Annotated in this window: 16 protein-coding genes; 6 read left to right on the forward strand and 10 right to left on the reverse strand. The window is 56.1% G+C overall.

The window, feature by feature from the left end; translation table 11 throughout:
- On the forward strand, positions 1-261 hold a 261-nt coding region (locus J9889_RS11045; RefSeq protein WP_210556706.1), incomplete at its 5' end, for a hypothetical protein.
- A 70-nt stretch (positions 262-331) separates the two neighbouring features.
- On the opposite strand, the gene J9889_RS11050 is transcribed toward J9889_RS11045, so the two are convergent.
- The 5 genes from J9889_RS11050 to J9889_RS11070 form a co-directional block, all read right to left on the reverse strand.
- Positions 332-2,377, reverse strand: coding sequence for a DUF262 domain-containing protein (locus tag J9889_RS11050; RefSeq protein WP_210556707.1), 2,046 nt, complete (start codon positions 2,375-2,377; stop codon positions 332-334).
- A 2-nt stretch (positions 2,378-2,379) separates the two neighbouring features.
- Positions 2,380-3,765, reverse strand: a complete 1,386-nt coding sequence (locus J9889_RS11055; RefSeq protein WP_210556709.1) for a DUF262 domain-containing protein — start codon at positions 3,763-3,765, stop codon at positions 2,380-2,382.
- A 359-nt stretch (positions 3,766-4,124) separates the two neighbouring features.
- Positions 4,125-4,259 carry a hypothetical protein gene (locus J9889_RS24515; RefSeq protein ID WP_260395837.1) on the reverse strand — a complete coding sequence of 45 codons (135 nt, stop codon included), beginning with the start codon at positions 4,257-4,259 and terminating at the stop codon, positions 4,125-4,127.
- Positions 4,260-4,427: 168 nt separating this feature from the next.
- Positions 4,428-5,084, reverse strand: coding sequence for a HEPN domain-containing protein (locus tag J9889_RS11065; RefSeq protein ID WP_104452860.1), 657 nt, complete (start codon positions 5,082-5,084; stop codon positions 4,428-4,430).
- 436 nt (positions 5,085-5,520) lie between these two features.
- Entirely contained in the window at positions 5,521-6,216 is a 696-nt protein-coding gene (locus J9889_RS11070; protein ID WP_266141178.1) for an IS66 family transposase, read from the reverse strand.
- 97 nt (positions 6,217-6,313) lie between these two features.
- Here J9889_RS11070 and J9889_RS11075 point away from each other — a divergent pair, with 97 nt between their 5' ends.
- Together J9889_RS11075 and J9889_RS11080 are read left to right on the forward strand one after the other, a co-directional pair.
- Positions 6,314-7,096, forward strand: a complete 783-nt coding sequence (locus J9889_RS11075) for a Sir2 family NAD-dependent protein deacetylase (RefSeq protein WP_039038878.1) — start codon at positions 6,314-6,316, stop codon at positions 7,094-7,096.
- Between the two features lie 29 nt (positions 7,097-7,125).
- A complete protein-coding gene (locus J9889_RS11080; protein ID WP_210556711.1) occupies positions 7,126-7,284 on the forward strand; it encodes a cyclic-phosphate processing receiver domain-containing protein in 159 nt (52 codons plus the stop codon).
- A 162-nt stretch (positions 7,285-7,446) separates the two neighbouring features.
- Here the strand turns inward: J9889_RS11080 and J9889_RS11085 are convergent, their stop codons facing one another.
- A complete protein-coding gene (locus J9889_RS11085) occupies positions 7,447-8,682 on the reverse strand; it encodes a Fic family protein (protein WP_274439360.1) in 1,236 nt (411 codons plus the stop codon).
- Positions 8,683-9,053: 371 nt separating this feature from the next.
- Here J9889_RS11085 and J9889_RS24085 point away from each other — a divergent pair, with 371 nt between their 5' ends.
- Positions 9,054-9,485, forward strand: a complete 432-nt coding sequence (locus tag J9889_RS24085; protein ID WP_246878074.1) for an ADP-ribosylglycohydrolase — start codon at positions 9,054-9,056, stop codon at positions 9,483-9,485.
- Between the two features lie 526 nt (positions 9,486-10,011).
- Here J9889_RS24085 and J9889_RS11095 read toward each other — a convergent pair.
- A complete protein-coding gene (locus tag J9889_RS11095; RefSeq protein WP_010674465.1) occupies positions 10,012-10,722 on the reverse strand; it encodes a metallophosphoesterase in 711 nt (236 codons plus the stop codon).
- A gap of 219 nt (positions 10,723-10,941) precedes the next feature.
- Between J9889_RS11095 and mprF the strand changes: the two genes are divergently transcribed.
- Complete coding sequence (mprF, locus tag J9889_RS11100) at positions 10,942-13,497, forward strand: bifunctional lysylphosphatidylglycerol flippase/synthetase MprF (protein WP_010674466.1); 2,556 nt, start codon at positions 10,942-10,944, stop codon at positions 13,495-13,497.
- 10 nt (positions 13,498-13,507) lie between these two features.
- The gene (locus J9889_RS11105; RefSeq protein ID WP_010674467.1) at positions 13,508-14,221 is read left to right on the forward strand and encodes an AcvB/VirJ family lysyl-phosphatidylglycerol hydrolase; all 714 of its coding nucleotides are present in this window, start codon (positions 13,508-13,510) and stop codon (positions 14,219-14,221) included.
- A 91-nt stretch (positions 14,222-14,312) separates the two neighbouring features.
- On the opposite strand, the gene J9889_RS11110 is transcribed toward J9889_RS11105, so the two are convergent.
- Genes J9889_RS11110 through J9889_RS11120 form a run of 3 tightly spaced genes read right to left on the reverse strand, consistent with a single transcriptional unit; the run spans position 14,313 to position 17,112 of the window.
- On the reverse strand, positions 14,313-15,083 hold the full coding sequence (locus J9889_RS11110) for an ABC transporter substrate-binding protein (protein WP_010674468.1): 771 nt from the start codon (positions 15,081-15,083) through the stop codon (positions 14,313-14,315).
- A 53-nt stretch (positions 15,084-15,136) separates the two neighbouring features.
- Entirely contained in the window at positions 15,137-15,952 is an 816-nt protein-coding gene (locus tag J9889_RS11115) for a carbon-nitrogen hydrolase family protein (RefSeq protein ID WP_010674469.1), read from the reverse strand.
- 8 nt (positions 15,953-15,960) lie between these two features.
- Positions 15,961-17,112 (reverse strand): methionine aminotransferase, encoded by a 1,152-nt coding sequence (locus tag J9889_RS11120; RefSeq protein WP_010674470.1) that lies wholly within the window; start codon positions 17,110-17,112, stop codon positions 15,961-15,963.
- Between the last annotated feature and the right edge of the window lie 91 nt (positions 17,113-17,203).

The following is a 17,203-nucleotide window of genomic DNA, read 5'->3' on the forward strand; positions in this document are numbered from 1 at the left end:
GTGGGCATTCCCGCGGAATGCATGGTGTTTTTGCTCATGGGGGGAGCGTATCTAAGGAGCAGGATCAAGCAAGCAGGAAAGTGGGATCAAGAGACGATCGTCTCATTTTTCCTGTGTCAATACTGTTCCGGTGAATACTTACGGATGGCGGGTGTCATGGCTATTTACAATCTCCATGATTGGATTGATGAGCAACGTGAGGCATATGAGTTATGGGATACAAAATTAATGGAAGCAGTAAAATCCTTACAGGATATTTAAATATAACTGACCCATAAGATGGTGTGATTCATCATCTAAGATGAGTCCTTTTTCCTTGATATCCAGCTATTTACCGCTGCGGCAGAATAAAAGCCGTTATTGATAGGCGGTGGAAATTTGTCTTCTTTAATCCATCTGATGACTCCCTTTCTACATAATGTATTTCTAACAAAGATAACATTTTTTCCTGATGTTTTTGTATTTCACATTCTGTCCATTGATTGTTTGACTCCTGATACGTCACAAAAATATCTTTTAGCTTTAAAGAATCATAACGAGGTTTGCTGTCAAAATCTGCTCTTTTCTTTAACACAGTCTGGTTACTGTATGAAGAGTTTTCACTGGGACTTAATAGAACTAAGTTACCAAAAGCATGCAGTGCATCGTGATCAATAGCTTTCTTATGCTCTTCATTCTGTGGGTGCACATGCTCCACCGAGTTTTTTGAGGTAATGCGATAAGTTTTAAGCTTCTCGTCTGTTTTATCTCCCTGCTTCCATAGCAAGTATTCCAGTTTCTGAAACCAGTAATGTTCAAAACGAGTACCTAATGGTTCGGTAAAGTAAGTTTGTTGTTCATTCCATTTAGCAACGTCAGGTCGTAATCCTTTTGCAATCTTAAAGCTAGCTTCTTTTTGAGTTTCAATGGATAACGATAGGTCGTTATCTAATTGCTCCAGTATTGCCAACACCTGATATTCATTCATATCAGACTGTTTTATGAGACAACCGAGAAGTGCTGTCAGCCAATAATGAGCAGAGCGGTCACCGGTAAAGTTACGTACAGATTGCAATTGCACCAGATTGCTTAGATCCTTAGCGGTACGATTAATGTAATATTTTCCGCTTGATATCGAGCGGTTGATATTGGTTAGGCGTAAATGGGGATCTTCTCTGTCATCATGCTCAACCCATTTCACCACCCAAGTATCAAACTGATAACGCACTTGCCACAGTAGTTCGATAAAAGCTTTAATGTCGGTTTCATCCTGTTTTACCAGAACTTCAAAGCATGCCAAAAGGTTACTTGCCTTAATTCGTGGCTCTAGATCATTCCAACCATTTCTGGCACAGAATATTCTCAGGGTATGAATTAACAGTAATTCAAAACTGATAATGGAGCGACAATACACAGTTTCGGCATCAATATTGTCAGTACCATCAGATTGCACTAGATCTTTTGCGTTATCTGTTACATCACCGGCATTAACCTCTGCCAGCAACCTACTTACTGATTTGCCTGTGCCGAACTCTGCTTTCGGTGCATTTTCCGACTCAATAAAAACTGCATTTAACACCGACAAATCTTTGTACTCAAGAGCATTCCAGTCTGCGTTATCGAATATCTGCCGTAAGTTGCGCTCGAAGTAATTGTCTAGATGCTCACAGGCTTGCCAAATCTTGCTGTAGAATGCCTTTTCGGTATTTATTTTCTTTAAAAGCCGTGCTTTTAGCAGATCAACAGGTTCTAACTGAATGCCTGCAGTATTCATGCTAGAAAAAAGTCGATTCAGATCCATACTAACCGGTACGATGTTGTTTACCCATACCACTTTAGTGAAAAGGTAATTGGCAAAAGCTGTGAGATCGAAGTTGTTAACACTCTTTAGTTTTTCAACGTATTGATGCAACACTCTCAAATTGGCTGCCAGTTGGCGCAAGTACTCATCTTGTTTAATTTCCTCATCGCTTGGTCGTGGCAAATCATCCAATTCAGCAAAGCTACCAAGCAAGTTGCTTACTGATTCACGAATTTCAAAACAGAGACGTGACTGTTTGCCAAGCACCGATACTTCCCCTAAAGCAGTGGGTATTTTTGAGGCTTTAAAAGCAATAGAAATAAGCATCAAGGTGGTAGTACGCTGCTGGCCATCAATCAACTCGTACAAATTATGCGTTGCAGTCTCTCGACGGGCAGAAAGCGCACTGCCGATAAAGTATTGGACTTCTTTTGATTCAAACGCCGTTTTTATATCTTCGAACAGCCTCACAACATCCTCATCAGTCCAGACATAAGGCCGTTGGTAGCTAGGAATGAGGAAACCCAACTTACGCTCATGTACTTGTTGTAACGTGAGCAGTTCTGTTTCGACTTTATTGGAAATAAACGATGACATGATTACATGCCTCCTACCACTTTGTGCGTTAAAGCTTGAGCGAAGCCCTGCTTATAATCCTCTGGTCCCAAAGGTAATTCAAAGAACTGACAAACTTTGTTCATATAACGTTTTTTCACACTGTTACTGTCGAGGTTGCTGCCATCCACGGTGAGGACAAAGGTATCTAGGTATTGGAAACATTGACCGGGCGTATAGCTAAGCGCAATCCAATCCAAAACAGGCGTCTCTCTGACAAAGGCATAAATAGAGTTTTCACGAACGGTCTTTTGATTGCTAACTCGACGTGAATACACCACGCGAAATAGCTTTTGGGCAGCTTCTTCTAGCTGGTTTTCTCCAAATTGACTGATGTATTGAAGCAAGCAAGTCTTGTAGAGCCCTTCGAGATAATCGCAGCCTTCCAGACCTTTCAACCAAGCTATAAAAACTTTATAACCAGGTAAATGGGGCAAATCCGGCTTTTCCCAGTAATGTTGATACAGGCTTTGACAGTAGCTTAAATACCGAATGCTGTTCACACCTGCATTCAACGGCTGACGAAGATCGTAACCTTGTTGGGCAAGATGATGGCTTATCTCGCCAGCCAATCCAATCTGGCGATACACTCGCCCAAAAGCAATATCTTCCCCCTTTCCAGTTTGTTCGCCTAGTTCGAAGACAATGGCGTCACGAAGCTGTTTTTTCTTTTGGTGCGAAGGCAGTTCACGCATATTTATGTGCTGCCAATAACGGGCTTTTAATAACGCGCTGACGGTATCATCCAGCTTGCCTAATGATTCCCACTGTGTTGCAAACATCTTTTGGTGTAGGGAATGGACAGCTCGTAGGTGGTGAGCCTTAATAATATCTGTACCACCTAGACGCACACCGCCGGTATTTTGCGTTTCAAAAAATCGATAGGCATCATCTTCAGTCTGTGTGATCACCAAGGTAAATTGCAGTTTATTAAAATCCAACAGTTCTTGCCAATACTCTGGTTGTTCACTAAAACTGCTTTGCAGCCATTTTAAGTTTTGCTTAATCTGCTGCTGGCTAATGGGATGTTCATATTCCAGTGAGTTGACCAATGGCAAGTTCTGGCCTTGTTGCAGCAGGCTGGCAATCAGCACCAGAGTTGTTACCCTTTGCTGACCATCAATAATGTTCAATTTCCCGTTTTCCTGATGCAAGATCAAACTGCCAAGATAGTAGGGTAAGTCTGAAAGCTGCCTGTTTTGCGCTCTAATATCTGTTAAAAGTTGTTCAATTTGTTGCGCTTTCCAGCAATAAGGGCGTTGATATTCAGGGATAGATAATTGACCAACAATTCCTTTCCCATCAACACTGGCTATCAGTTTACCCTCGAAAATTTCAGCAGCTGTACGCGTTAATACCCTAACTGTCATCCTTTCTCCTTTATCATTTACCTTAAACTTTGCGCTGCTTGCTGTAGTGGCGTATTTAAGCGCCTGCTACATTACATCTCGGCCACTGTCGTCCAGCTTGTTTCCAATAATGCCATCTTTATCGAGCGCGACTAAATCTAAGTGTTCACGGAGTGCCTCTGGCGCAGAAAGAAAAAGCGCAAAGCAATCGAACTCCTTGCGAATAATCAACAGCTCTTCACCGAGTTATGAAGGTTCATGTGCCCGGCGCACCCTACATGGAAGCGTGATTAGATCACAGATGATCTGCCCGTTCAAATTTCATTAACAAAGTGCGATCCCGCCTTGCCATAAACCCCATTCACCTTCATGCCTACGCACTACCGCAGCACTTGCAAATCCGTACTCTTTAGCTTGAAGGTACAGCCTTGTTCGATGCGCTCCTCCCGATTTGCCAGCACCAGAGGGTAGAGCAGGGGATGTTGTTGGTGTTCGCCGTTATAGCTCACTAGCATCCGCTCCAATGCGTAATGCACCAAGGGGATCCGTTGGCTGATCAATAGCCGGTTCCCGGTCATGGCATAGTCGCTGGCAATAATGGTCTGCTGGCTGGTGCTTTCTATCTGCCAGATCTTAGTGATTGAAGAGGCAGGGCAGTCGTTGCCCCGCCATCTTGCGGCTGGTTAACCAGCCAGCTCAACCACCGGATAACAGGCATCTCCCCACAGGGTATCGGGATGAACCATCATCAACTCGATGATCACCGGGACCAGTTTGCCGAGCAGGTTGGCACAATCCTTCAGTTGTTTGCGATTGACCGAGCTGTTCCAGGTCGCACCGCCATGGATCAACTGGTTGCGCAAGGTATAGAGGCGGTTAAACACCACGCCCAGCAACTGCGGGGTATTGCCGCTGGCGAGTGCCTGGTTTGCCATCTTCTTGCCTTGTGCCAGCCGCTCTTTCCACTGGGCTTCGCTTATCTTGCCGCTGTGATAATCCCAGAAGCCTTGTAGTACAAACGGGGTATCCAGCAGTATGCGGATACTGCCCGAGAACTCCTGCCAGACCAGATGTTCGATCTTTTTGTGCTCATCCAGGTCGCACAGTTTCTCCAGAAAGCCTTTGAAGGTCTCCTGTTCCGAGAGGCGACGATCGTCATCGATTTCAGTGGCATAAGCTGCATTGAACGCAATCCAGAGAAAGATAAAGCGCCCATCTTCATCTTCGGCCATTTCAGCGCGTTGCAGCCAGCTTATTGCACGATGAACTCGCAGGTTGAGATTGCTGGGAGAGTGTTCACGCAGCGTCCGGTGACGGGTTTTCAACTGTTCAAAATTCAACGATGATCTCCTTCTCAATCAGATGAATAGCCAGCTTTGGCAACCATGCTCTCTGTCCTGCTGCTTGAGCATCTGGTTGGTGACGAACTGGCTGGAATAGCGAGGGGTAATAACAGCGATTACTTGCGGATGACACCCTTCAGCGTCGCAATGGCCAGTTCCACCATGGTGGCCGACGTTTTTTCCAGTGGGGCATGGTGGCACTCGGGACAGGCCTCAAACCAAGTGTGGCCACGTACCATAACGTCGCTCTTGGGGACAACCGTCTTGTGCCAGCCACATGTTGGGCAGCGATAAGTAGAAGGGGGTGGTTGTATCGGCATGATATCCCTCAGGCAAGTTCCATTTGACCTAGACTAACACGGCTCAAATTATTGCCGTTAGATCCTTGTTCACACTCTTTTTAGGTAAGCGCCGCTAAATCGACGTACTTGCCTTAACGGTATTGCACCACTTTTTTTGAAATCGGCTCCAGCGCTACATTCCACGGTAGCAGCAATTCCAGCTTTTCAAGGCGGCCCGCTTCGCCGATCCGCTCCAGCACATAATTGATATACGCTGACGGCTCCAGTTGATTGGCTTTGGCGATCTCCAGCAACGAGTAGCAGGTCGCACTCGCCTTGGCGCCTTGCGCGCTATCAGCGAACAACCACGCCTTGCGACCCACCGCGAAGGGGCGGATCGCGTTCTCCGCCAGGACATTGCTGATGTGCAGATCGCCTCGTTCGCAGTAACCCGCCAGACAGGGCCACTGCGCCAGCGTGTACTCCATCGCCCTACGCGTCAGCGATCCTTTCATCACCTTGCCGACGTTATCTTCCAGCCAGGTTTTGAACTCATTTAGCAGGGGAACACTCCGCACCTGCCGCGCCTGATAGCGCTCGGCATCACTGCGCTCCCGCTGTTCCCGCTCGATGGCATAGAGCTTACCTATGTACCCCAGGGCCACGTCGGCCTTGCTGGCACTGGGCTTGTTCTTGCCCTTCGCAACGGACGGTGCCGCCTGGGTAGCCTCGATAAATTTGCGCCGGGCATGGCCCCAGCAGCCGATGCGGGTGAGCCCGTTGCGCGCGCGCACTTCCCCATAGCCGGCGTAGCCATCTGCCTGCAGGACCTCCCCTTTGTTGCCCAAACAGGCATTGTCGCAAGGCTTCTAAATTGCCCTTACCCGAGTGGGATGACGCCAACTAATTTGTCAATTTCAGCCGATGCTGACCAAAGGTAATCTTATGCAACCAATTTCTTCCCGAGCACGAAGACATCAGCGCCGTCATCGAAAGAGACGAGCACAAGCCCTTACTACAGGCCAAGGTTATCACCCCAATATCATCTTCTTCACCGGGGCTGGCTTGTCAGCGGAAAGCGGAGTACCCACGTTCAGAGGCAAGGAGGGTATTTGGCATCACGATGAAAACTGGCGCTATTCACACGCGAGCAGCCTGGACACGGATCTGGCTGGTTTCCTGGCCTTTCACAACCAGCGGCGTCAAACCATGTTGGAAGCCTCCCCCTCGCAAGCCCACTATCTGATCGCCCAGCTACAGCCGAAATATCGTGTTGGGATCATCACCCAGAATATTGATGACTTACATGAGAGGGCCGGTAGCCATGGTGTTATTCATCTGCATGGTTCAATCCGGTTTTTGGTACCCAAGGGCTTTCGTAGTCCAAAATACCGGCAGCTGTGGTCCAAGGATGTAAAGATGGGCGAGTGCTGCCCATGTACCCGCTCACAGTTGCGCCCTGATATCGTGCTGTTTGGTGAGACGGTTTATGAGTATCAACACGCTCGTCGCTGGCTCTGCGAGGCCGATATTGTGATAATTATCGGCACCAGTTTACTGGTTGAACCTGCATTCTCTTTGCTGCAAAACATCAACCCAGGCGCATCTGTCTATTACATCGATCCCGACCCCGGGTTGTCATCCCGGCTGCCGTTTCCCGGTGAGCAGATTGTTGATGGGGCTAATCGCGGTGTTGTTCGCCTATTGCAGAAAATATGTCATGACTGATGAGCCTGTAGTGACCAAGAGGAAGCAACATGAAATTGTATCTGGACGATGAGAGAGAAACACCGGCAGGGTGCGTTCGCGTATTCTGGCCAGACGAAGCGATTGCATGGCTAAAAACAGGAGCAGTGACAGAAATTAGCCTCGACCATGACCTAGGTGATGATAATAGAGGAACAGCGAAGGTGTAGCACTATTGGGATCAGTTATTTAGCGCACAGTTTAACCAAAATACAGATTACGCTTGGTTGCGCGGAAAGACCGGATCACGACGATTTGCTCGCCTGTCAGTTACCCGTAATGCCCTGATAATCTTCGGTTTAGAACATGCACATTGACCAAAATCACTACTCTTACGGCGTCACCTTGATCTGATAACGGGTATTTCTACCGCCCCCAGGCATTTTTTCAAGGCAGTCTTTCTCTAACAAGTCGGCCAGATGGCGGGTTGCGGTGGCTTTACTGACCTTGGCCACCTTCTGATATTGGCTGGCGCTGATACCCTGCAAAAAACCGCTCTCGCCGCCGTCCAGCATCCTGTTCAACACCTTGATTTGCTCGGCACTCAGTGGTTCGCTGCCGTGTTGCTGCCAGAAACGGCTCTTGGCCAAGGTGCGGGTGATCGCTTGTTGGGCCTGCTCCAACGTGGCATTGAGCGTATCCAGAAACCAGATCAGCCAGGCCGTGATATCCAGTCCGCCTTTCTGGGTTTGTTCCAGAGCACGGTAGTAATCGGCTCGCTGTTCGAGGATCGCCACCGACATGGCATACAGGCGGATGCTCTGGCTGTCGGCCTGAGAGAGCGCCAGATCGGTGAGGGCACGGGTGATACGACCATTACCATCATCAAAGGGGTGCAGGGTGACAAACCACAGGTGGCAGATGGCGGCGCGCAGCAGTGGATCCTGGCTGGGGTCGTTCAGGCTGGCATTGAACCAGTCGATAAAGCAGGCGAGTGCCTGCTCAAGACCCTGGCGTGGCGGGGCCTCGAAATGCACTGTGGGCCGATCCAGTCGCCCGGATACCACCTGCATCGGCTCTTCACCGCGTAGCTGGCTCACCCGCACACGCTGTAATGTCCAGTCGTCGGCAGGAAACAGCCAGTGATGCCATTGCAACAGGCGCTCCAGCGTTAGCGGCTGATGTCGATTGTCGATGGCATCGAGCATCATGGCAGCCAAGCCTTCGGAGCGATCCGAGATGGGGTAGGGCTGTTCTTCGGATACGCCGAGGCGACGGGCCAGCGATGAGCGTACCGATTGGGCATTGAGCCGTTCATCTTCAATGGCCGATGAGGCGAGGATATTCGCCAGCAGGGTATCGAGCGCCTGGGCTTGCTGCGTTTGCGTAGAGCCGTGAACGGAATGGGTGCCGAGGAGGATCCCGAGATTGCGTTGCGCCGTGCGCAGCCGTGGCTGTAGCGGTTCATCTTGCCAGCAAAAGTGTGGCCAGCCCTCATGCTGCCAGATCCAATCTTCAGTCATCTGCTTGCCCATCCCCTTATTGTTACAGGTCACGTCACCGATGAGCCGAATCGAATGCATATTCGGCTCGATATGTGAGCCGAATCTGATGCGTATTTGGCTCACATAGTGAGCCGATAATAACGGGGATTCGGCTCACGACACAACCTGTATCACATAAGCGGTATCACACAAGAGTTGGCTGGGAGGGCACGCGTTGTTCGTAGGAGGCGGAGGTCATTGCAGGGGAGGGGGGCGTACTTTGCTATCTGTTGTCAGATGAAGCAGCGGAGCAGAGGTAAGAGGATTATTAATCCAGTGCTCGGTGAGCAACCTTGCCAGAGATTGACCAGAGACGCATAACAAAAAGGCCTCGCATTGAAAGCGAAGCCTTGTGGGGTGTGCTATCCAGAGCTGTGGTATGGAAACTGTCATGGGGATTTTCAATCCCCTGCTCTACCGACTGAGCTATCTGGGCAACGGCGCGCATTAAACTGTTGGGTGAAAACCATCTCCATACAACCAGTGCTGTCGACTTGCTGGGGAAGTATGCCTGCTTTGAAGATCAGGATGTATTTCGCTTGTTGGCGCTGTTGCTTGACAAATTGCTGCGGGGAGGGGGTCGTCGTCAGGCCAAGCTGGATGGACTCACACCAAGCGTGATGGAGCAGCGGGCGTTAGCTGCCCGCTCCCCGAATACTGGTTCGGTGGTGCGTGGTAGCTGGCGGCGCAAGTCTCGCAATCAGCTGGGCCATGCCAGCCGGCTGGATGTGGTAGAAGTCGCCCTCTGGTGCTTCTGGCATGGTGACGATTTGGCAAGCGGCGAAGTGCTACTCGGTGTGCTGTTAGGCAGGGATGAGCGAGTGCGGCTTGTTTATGGTCTTCTGGTGGGTGCTTTCTACATGGGGGAGCCTTTCAGGCTTGAGTGATGTTGTTTGAATTCTTCAGCAAGTGATTTAAATATAACAGGAAAATGAACTTCTGCAGTTTATGTCTACGAACTTCTGCATGTGATGTTTCAAATATGAAACAGCTGGACGGGTCTGGCTTGGCTCTATTACGGCAAAAACGGATGAAATCCTGTCGGTTAAGTTGCTCAGTCGAAGAGTGTTACTATCTGTAGCAATGCCCCTCAAATTTCACCACGTCCCAATTGTGTACCACTCTCATCAGCGTTAGAATCATAAATCTTTATAAATCAGGCCATTAAAAAAGACATATTGCAAAACGTGGAAATAGAACGTGGGCCCGCTGGCCGGGTGCGCTGATGTGCTCATGTTGCTCGAAAGGAGTGTCCGATGACGGCGGCGCCTGGCGCCTGGGTGGGGGTGCCATGCACCGCAATTGCCTGCATGGTAAACCATCGCGCTGGCAGAGCGAAGTCCGGGGCGTTCGCCTGGCGCTTTAATGGGCAGTGGGCGTTGTCCGTGAGCCTGATCATCCCATCGGTCCGGCTCAGGGCAGGGGAAAGTGAGGGGTCAGGGTATTGAGGTCCAGCAGGGTGAAGTAGCCGCCCTCCTCGGGATACCAGCCGCCGGTGTCGATGTAGTGGACGTTGCCAAGGCGCACCGGCTCCCTCACCGGGGTGTGGCCCACCACCAGGGCGGCGAGATCCGCGACCCCGCTCTCGTCCAGCCGTTCGATACGGCGCCTTGACCAGAGGCAGACGTTCTTGATGGCCCGAAGCCGTCCGCCGCTCACCCCGGCATCGAGTTGGTCCAGCAGCCCCTGCCAGGAGGAGAAGGGACAATCGGCGTGAAGCAGCCCGACCGGACCGGCCGGGGTGGCCACCTCGATGACCAGGGGCAGGCTGCGGTAGTGGACGGCGAACGCCGCCTGCTCGGCAGGGGTCAGGTGCTGAAACCAGCCGCCGCCGTTTCGGATCCAGTTCTCCCGATCGCAGCTCTCGTAACGGCAGACGTAGTCGTCGTGATTGCCGCAGACCGGGTGAAACCAGGGTCTGGCCAGCCAGTGGATCACCTCGCTGCACTCGGGCCCGCGATCCGCCAGATCCCCGACGCTGAAGAGACGGTCCCGGGCGGGATCAAAATCCAGGGTGTCGAGGGCCTGCTGCAACAGGGCGAAGTGGCCGTGGATGTCGCCGACGGCCAGATCGCGCCCCAGGGCGTTTTGGGGGAAGCGTCTTATCAGGGGGGAGGGTGTCATGGCGTCTCCTGCCTCTATCCCGGACGGGGATGTTTTGTCTGCCTGTACATAAGGTTACAGAAGAAAAGTGGCGAGCGGGCAGGGCCTGGTAAATCATAGGATTGCCCCCGTGAACGTGCGGCGTCACGCGCCGCCTGTGGGGGAGTCACTCCGGGAGGGCGCCTTGTCCGCCCGCTTTCGGAGGCTCTCTTTCTCCACGCTTTTTGACAGGAATCTTGAATGCGGCGTCAGCTGTTGATCTGGATAGGCCCCCTGTGCAGCCTGCTGCTGCTGGGGGCGGCCTTGACCGTCCTCTATCATTTGACCCACCTGTGGCACTGGCACGACATCCGCCAGGCCATCTGGTCACAACCCTTGCCGCAGTTGGGGGGCGCCCTGCTGCTCACCCTGCTCAGCTATGGCTGCCTCTGCTGCTATGATCTGCTGGCACTGAAGGTGCTGGACAAACGCCTGCCCTGGCAGCAGGTGGGGATGACCTCCTTCATCGCCTACACCTTCTCCAACACCCTGGGCTTTGCGCTGCTCACCGGCTCCTCGGTACGCTACCGGCTCTACTCCTCCCTGGGGCTTGGCACCGGGGAGGTGGCCAGGGTAATTCTCTTTTGCTCCATCACCTTCTTCCTCGGTCTGCTGGGCTGGGGGGGCAGTGCCCTGCTGCTGGGGCAGGGGGCGGCCCTGCTGGTGGACTGGCCCCGCTGGGCGACCGGGTTGTTGCAACTGGCGGGGGGCCTGGCCCTGCTGACGGTGTTGGCGTATCTGGTGTGGCCGGGGACAGCCCTGGTCTGGCGCGGACACCCGCTGTTCCTGCCGCGCATCAGATACCGCCTGCTGCAACTGCTCATCGCCCTGCTCGACTGGATGGCCGCCGCCGCCGTGCTCTATGTGCTGCTGCCATCGGGCAGCGTGCCCTATCCGGTGCTGCTCAGTGCCTTCGTGCTCTCCAGCCTGCTCGGGGTGCTGGCCCATGTGCCGGGGGGCATCGGGGTCTTCGAGGCGAGCATGAGCCTGCTGCTCACCCACTATCTGCCGGTGGACAAGCTGCTCGCCTCCCTGCTTATCTACCGCTGCGTCTACTACTTCCTGCCCTTCCTCTGTGCCCTGCTGCTGTTCGCAGGTCAGGAGCTGCTGCAACAGCGGGCCCGCCTGCACCGGCTGCAGGGGGTGATGATGGCGACCCGGGAGTTCGTGCCCGCCCTGGTGAGCATGGGTACCTTCGCGGCGGGCACCCTGCTGCTCTGCTCCGGGATGATCCCGACTATGAGGGGGCGGATCGAAGCCTTCCTGGAGGTGTTGCCCCTGCACCTGCTGGAGCTCTCCCATGTGCTCGGCAGCGTCAGCGGCGTGTTGCTGCTGTTGCTGGCCCACAGCCTCTACCGCCGTCATGACGGGGCATTCAGGATCACCCAGTGGCTGTTGGGGCTTGGCATGCTGTTCTCCCTGTTCAAGGGGTTTGACTGGGAGTCCGCCCTGCTGCTCGGGGGCTTCTTGCTCATCATCACCCCCTGCCGCCCTCTCTTTTATCGCAAGGGTTCCCTGCTTCACGCCCGGTTCACCCCTTCCTGGCTGATGTCGGTGGGGGCCGTGCTGCTGGGGGCCTTGTGGTTGCTGCTCTTCTCCTACCGCCATGTGGAGTACGACCCCTCCCTCTGGCTGCACGTCTCGGCCCACGGGCCCGGGGCCGCCTCCCGTGCCCTGCGCGCCATGGGGAGCGTCATCGGCGTGCTGGCGGTGGTCGGGGTGGCCCATCTGCTGGCCCCCTTGCGCCTGCCCGTCGGCAAGCCGGATGCCGAGGCGCTCTCCCGTGCCCATGGGCTGGTGATGCGGGCAGGGGGAGGCCACGGCTACCTGGCCCAGCTCGGGGACAAGTCCCTGCTGTTCCACCCCAGCGGCGAGGCCTTACTCATGTACGGGGCCGAGGGCAGTAGCTGGATAGTGATGGGGGATCCCGTCGGTCAGCCCTCTCTGGTGGAGGAGCTGCTCTGGCAGTTTCGCGAGCGCTGTGACGAGCACGACGTCAGCCCTGTCTTCTACCAGGTGTCGGCCCGTTATCTGCCTGTCTATCTGGATCTCGGGCTCATCCCCTTCAAGCTGGGGGAGGAGGCCATCGTGGATCTGCCGAGCTTCGATCTCGCCGGCAGTCGCCTGCGCAACCTGCGCCAGAGTCACGCCAAGGGCAAGCGGGAAGGGCTGCGCTTCGAGGTGGTGGCCCCCGGTGAGATTGCCCCCCTGCTGCCCGAGTTGAAGGGGATCTCCGACAGCTGGCTGCACAGCAAGCAGGGCAGGGAGAAGGGCTTCTCCGTGGGCAGTTTCGATCCCGCCTACCTCACCCTCAACCCGATGGCGCTGGTGCGGCGGGAGGGGCAGATCGTCGGGTTTGCCAACCTATGGACCAGCGACAACAAGGAGAGCCTCTCCATCGATCTGATGCGCTACAGCCTCGACACAGGGGCGGCGCCTGTCATGGATTTCCTGTTTGTCGAGCTCCTGCTGTGGGGCAAGCAGGAGGGTTATGCCAGCTTCAACCTGGGGATGGCCCCCATGTCGGGCTTCAACGACAACCCCCTCGGCGGTTACTGGGCCCGCCTTGGCAACACCCTGTTCACCCGGGGCAGCCGTTTCTACAACTTCCAGGGATTGCGGCGTTACAAGGAGAAGTTCGGCCCAAGGTGGGAGCCCCGCTACCTGCTCTGTACCGGCCATCTGGTGCTGCCCCGCACCTTGACCCATCTCGTCTCCCTCATCAGTCGCGGCCCCTTCGGGCTCATGAAAAAATAGGAGTTGGCCCATGAGAGCCATGTTGTTGCTGTTGATTTGCTGTTTCGTCTCTTCGTTCACCTTGCCGGCAGTGGCCGCCCAGCCGGGCCGGGTCGGTGCGGAGCTGGGGCTGGTGGAGTTGCCGGTGGCGCAAGCCTCGTCTGCCCCCATGGTGGTTTTCATGAGCGGGGATGGCGGCTGGGCGGCGCTGGACAAGGGGCTCAGCGCCCAGTTGCAGGCCCACGGCATGCCGGTGGTGGGCTGGAGCTCGCTCTCCTATTACTGGAAGAAGAAGACGCCGGAGCAGGCGACGGCGGATCTGGTGCGCATCCTCACCGAGTACCAGTCCCGTTGGGGGCGCCAGCGCTGGTTGCTGGTGGGTTTCTCCTTTGGTGCCGAGATAGTGCCCTTCGTCATCAATCGTCTGCCGCCAGCCTATCGCGGCAGCCTGGCGGGGGCCGTGATGCTCTCCCCCTCGACGGCGTCGGATTTCGAAATCCACGTCAGCGACATGGTGGTGCACGACAAGGGGGGCAGCTATCCCACCCTGCCGGAGGTGACACGCATTCAGACTCTGCCGCTGCTCTGCGTGCAGGGGGCGGAGGATGACTCCCCGGTCAAACTCTGTCCGCGCTTGCAGCAGCCGAACGTGACGACGGTGACCCTGCCGGGCTCCCACCACTTCGACGACAACTACCAGACCCTGTATCAGGAGATTGCCGGACACCTGGGCCTGGCCCAATAACGGCGAGAGGCCGGGAAACGACACAGGGCGGCCAATGGCCGCCCTGTTGCCGTGGCCCCTTGCAACTGTCCAGGGGGCCGGCATGCCGGGATCAGAGCAGATCTTCGAGCTGGTACTTCTTGAGCAGTGTGTTGAAGGTGCCGTCGGCCTTGACACTCTCGATGGCGGCATCGAAGCGGGCCTTGAGCTTGTCATCGTGTTTGCGAAGGGCTACCGCCACCCCTTCTCCCAGGATCTTGTCCTGGGTGCCGTTGAACTGGGGGCCGACGAAGGCGAACTGCTTGCCCATCTCCTTGTCGAGGAAGCCGACCTTCAACTGCACCATGTTGCCGAAGGTGTAGTCGGCGCGGCCGGACTGCAGATCCAGCATGGGAGACTGGGCGTTGACGTAGCGCTTGATCTTGGCCACCTCGCCATAGCGGGCGGTGACGAAGTTGTCCTGGGGAGTGCCCTCCTGCACCGCGATCACCTTGCCCTTGAAGTGGGCCGGATCGTCTGCAAAGTCGGCCGCCTTGTCGCTGCGCCCCACGAAGCGGTTCTGCATCATGTAGTAGACCTGGCTGAAGTCCACTTTCTGGCGCCGCTCGTCCGTGATGTTCATGGAGGACATGATGGCGTCGTACTTGCGCACCTGCAGGCCCGGCAGCAGGGCATCCCAGGGCTGGTTGATCACCTCGCACTCGGTCTTCATGGCCGCGCACAGGGCATAGGCGAGATCGACCTCGAAGCCGCCGAGCTTGCCGCTGCTGTCGACCATCTCGAAGGGGGGATAGGTGGCATCGGTGGCGATCACCAGGGGTTTGGCGGCGGCCTGGCCGGCGGTGGCCAGGGCCATCAGCATCATCAGTGTGTTGAGTTTCATGGTCAGTCCCTTGAAGTGTGGTGTCATTCCTAGCGTGCTAAAGGGTGCCGGCCTCAAGGGCCGACGGCTATCTTGCGATGGGTGAGGGCCGGCAACTGGCTGCGCACCGTGCGCTGTGCTGCCAGATCCAGGGTGGCGATGGCCATGCCCTGACCCTCCTCTACCTGGGCCAGTATCCGGCCCCAGGGATCGATGATCATGCTGTGGCCGAAGGTGCGCCGCCCACCGGGGTGATGTCCCCCCTGGGCACTGGCAAACACGAAGGCCAGGTTTTCCACCGCACGGGCCCGCAGCAGCAGCGCCCAGTGCGCGAGCCCGGTGGTGTGGGTGAAGGCCGCGGGCAGGGCGATGAAATCGGGGGCGGGCCCCAGGCGAAACAGCTCCGGGAAGCGCAGGTCGTAGCAGATCCCGAGGCGCAGCACGCCCCAGGGCAGGGGATGGCTCACCACCTCCCGGCCCGGGGTCATGGTCGCGGCCTCGTCATACTGCTCCTGCCCGGTGCAAAAGCCAAACAGGTGCAGCTTGTCGTAGCGGCTTGCGAGCTGCCCTTGCGGGTCGATGAGCAGGCTGCTGTTGTGCATCTTGCCTGGCTCCTCGCTTTCAAGGGGCAGGGTGCCCGCCAGCAGCCAGAGCCCGAGCTCCCGGGCCAAGCCTTGTGCCCAGGCAAGCAGGGGGTGATCGCCAACGGGGGCGGCCAGGGCCACGCGCGCCCGCTCATCGACCGGCATCAGGTAGAAATATTCGGGCAGCAGGGCCAGCTCTGCCCCCTCGGCCGCGGCCTGACGCAGCAACGCCTCGGCCTGGGTCAGGTTGTGGTCAAGGTCATCCCCGGAGACCATCTGGAGGACGGCAACGCGCAGTGAATCCATGGTGCCCCCTAGACGGCGCACAGGCGCTCGGCGCCCGCCAGCAGGGTGTCGTCATCCTTGGAGAAGGAGAGGCGGATGACTCTTTGATCCGTGCCGTCGTGATAGAAGGCGGAGACCGGAATGGTGGCGACCCCGTGATCGCGGATGAGCCGCTGCACGAAGAGGCTGTCGGGCTCGTCGCTTACCCGCTCGTAGCTCGCCAGCATGAAGAAGCTGCCCGCCGAGGGGAGCAGGGTCAGGCGCGAATCCACCAGGGCCGAGGCGAGCAGGTCACGCTTGCGCTGGTAGAAGGCTGCCAGCCCCTGATAGTGGGCCGGTTGCTGCAACAGGTGGGCGAAGCCGTACTGCATGGGGGTGTCGGCGGCGAACATGGCGAACTGGTGCACCTTGCGGATCTCCTCCATCAGGGGACGGGGAGCCACGCAGTAGCCCACCCGCCAGCCGGTGACGTGGAAGGTCTTGCCGAAGGAGAAGACGGCGACGGAGCGCTCCACCAGCTCCGGATAGCGGATGACGCTCTGGTGCAGGGCGCCGTCGAACACCACGTGCTCGTACACCTCGTCCGAGAGGATCAGGATGTCGGTGCCGCGCACCAGGCGGGCGAGGCGCTCCTGATCCCCTGCCTGCCAGACGGTGCCGGTGGGGTTGTGGGGGGTGTTGAGCACTATCATGCGGGTGCGGGGGGTGATGCGGGCGGCCACCTCGTCCCAGGGAATGGCGAAATCCGGCGCCTTGAGGGCGATCACCACAGGGGTGGCTCCCTGCAACTGGATCATGGGGCGGTAGCTGTCAAACGCCGGCTCGAACATGATCACCTCGTCGCCGGGGTGAACCAGGGCGGTGATGGCGCAGAACAGGGCTTCGCTGGCGCTGGCGGTGATGGTGATTTCCTCGCCCGCGTCATAGTGATGGCCGTAGCTGGCTGCAATCTTGGCCGCCAGTTGTTCGCGCAGGGCAGGCAGCCCCGTCATGGGGGCGTACTGGTTTTCACCGGCCAGCATGGCCTCGTGGGTCACCCGGATGAGCTCGGGATCGCAGGGGAAGCTCGGCGCCCCCTGGGAGAGGTTGATGCTGGGGTGGCGGGCGGCCAGATCCCCGATCACGGTGAAGATGGTGGTGCCCACCTGGGGCAGTTTGCTGGAAACCTGGGGGATGGACATGGGGCCGTCACCTGCGTGTGTGAAAGAGGTCCCTTTTTAGCCCCCCCAAGGCTTGCCGGACAACGGATTATTCGGCATGGTATGCATGAGT

This window comes from Aeromonas sp. PrichA-15 (assembly GCF_017939245.1).
Classification (GTDB): Bacteria; Pseudomonadota; Gammaproteobacteria; order Enterobacterales; family Aeromonadaceae; genus Aeromonas; species Aeromonas caviae.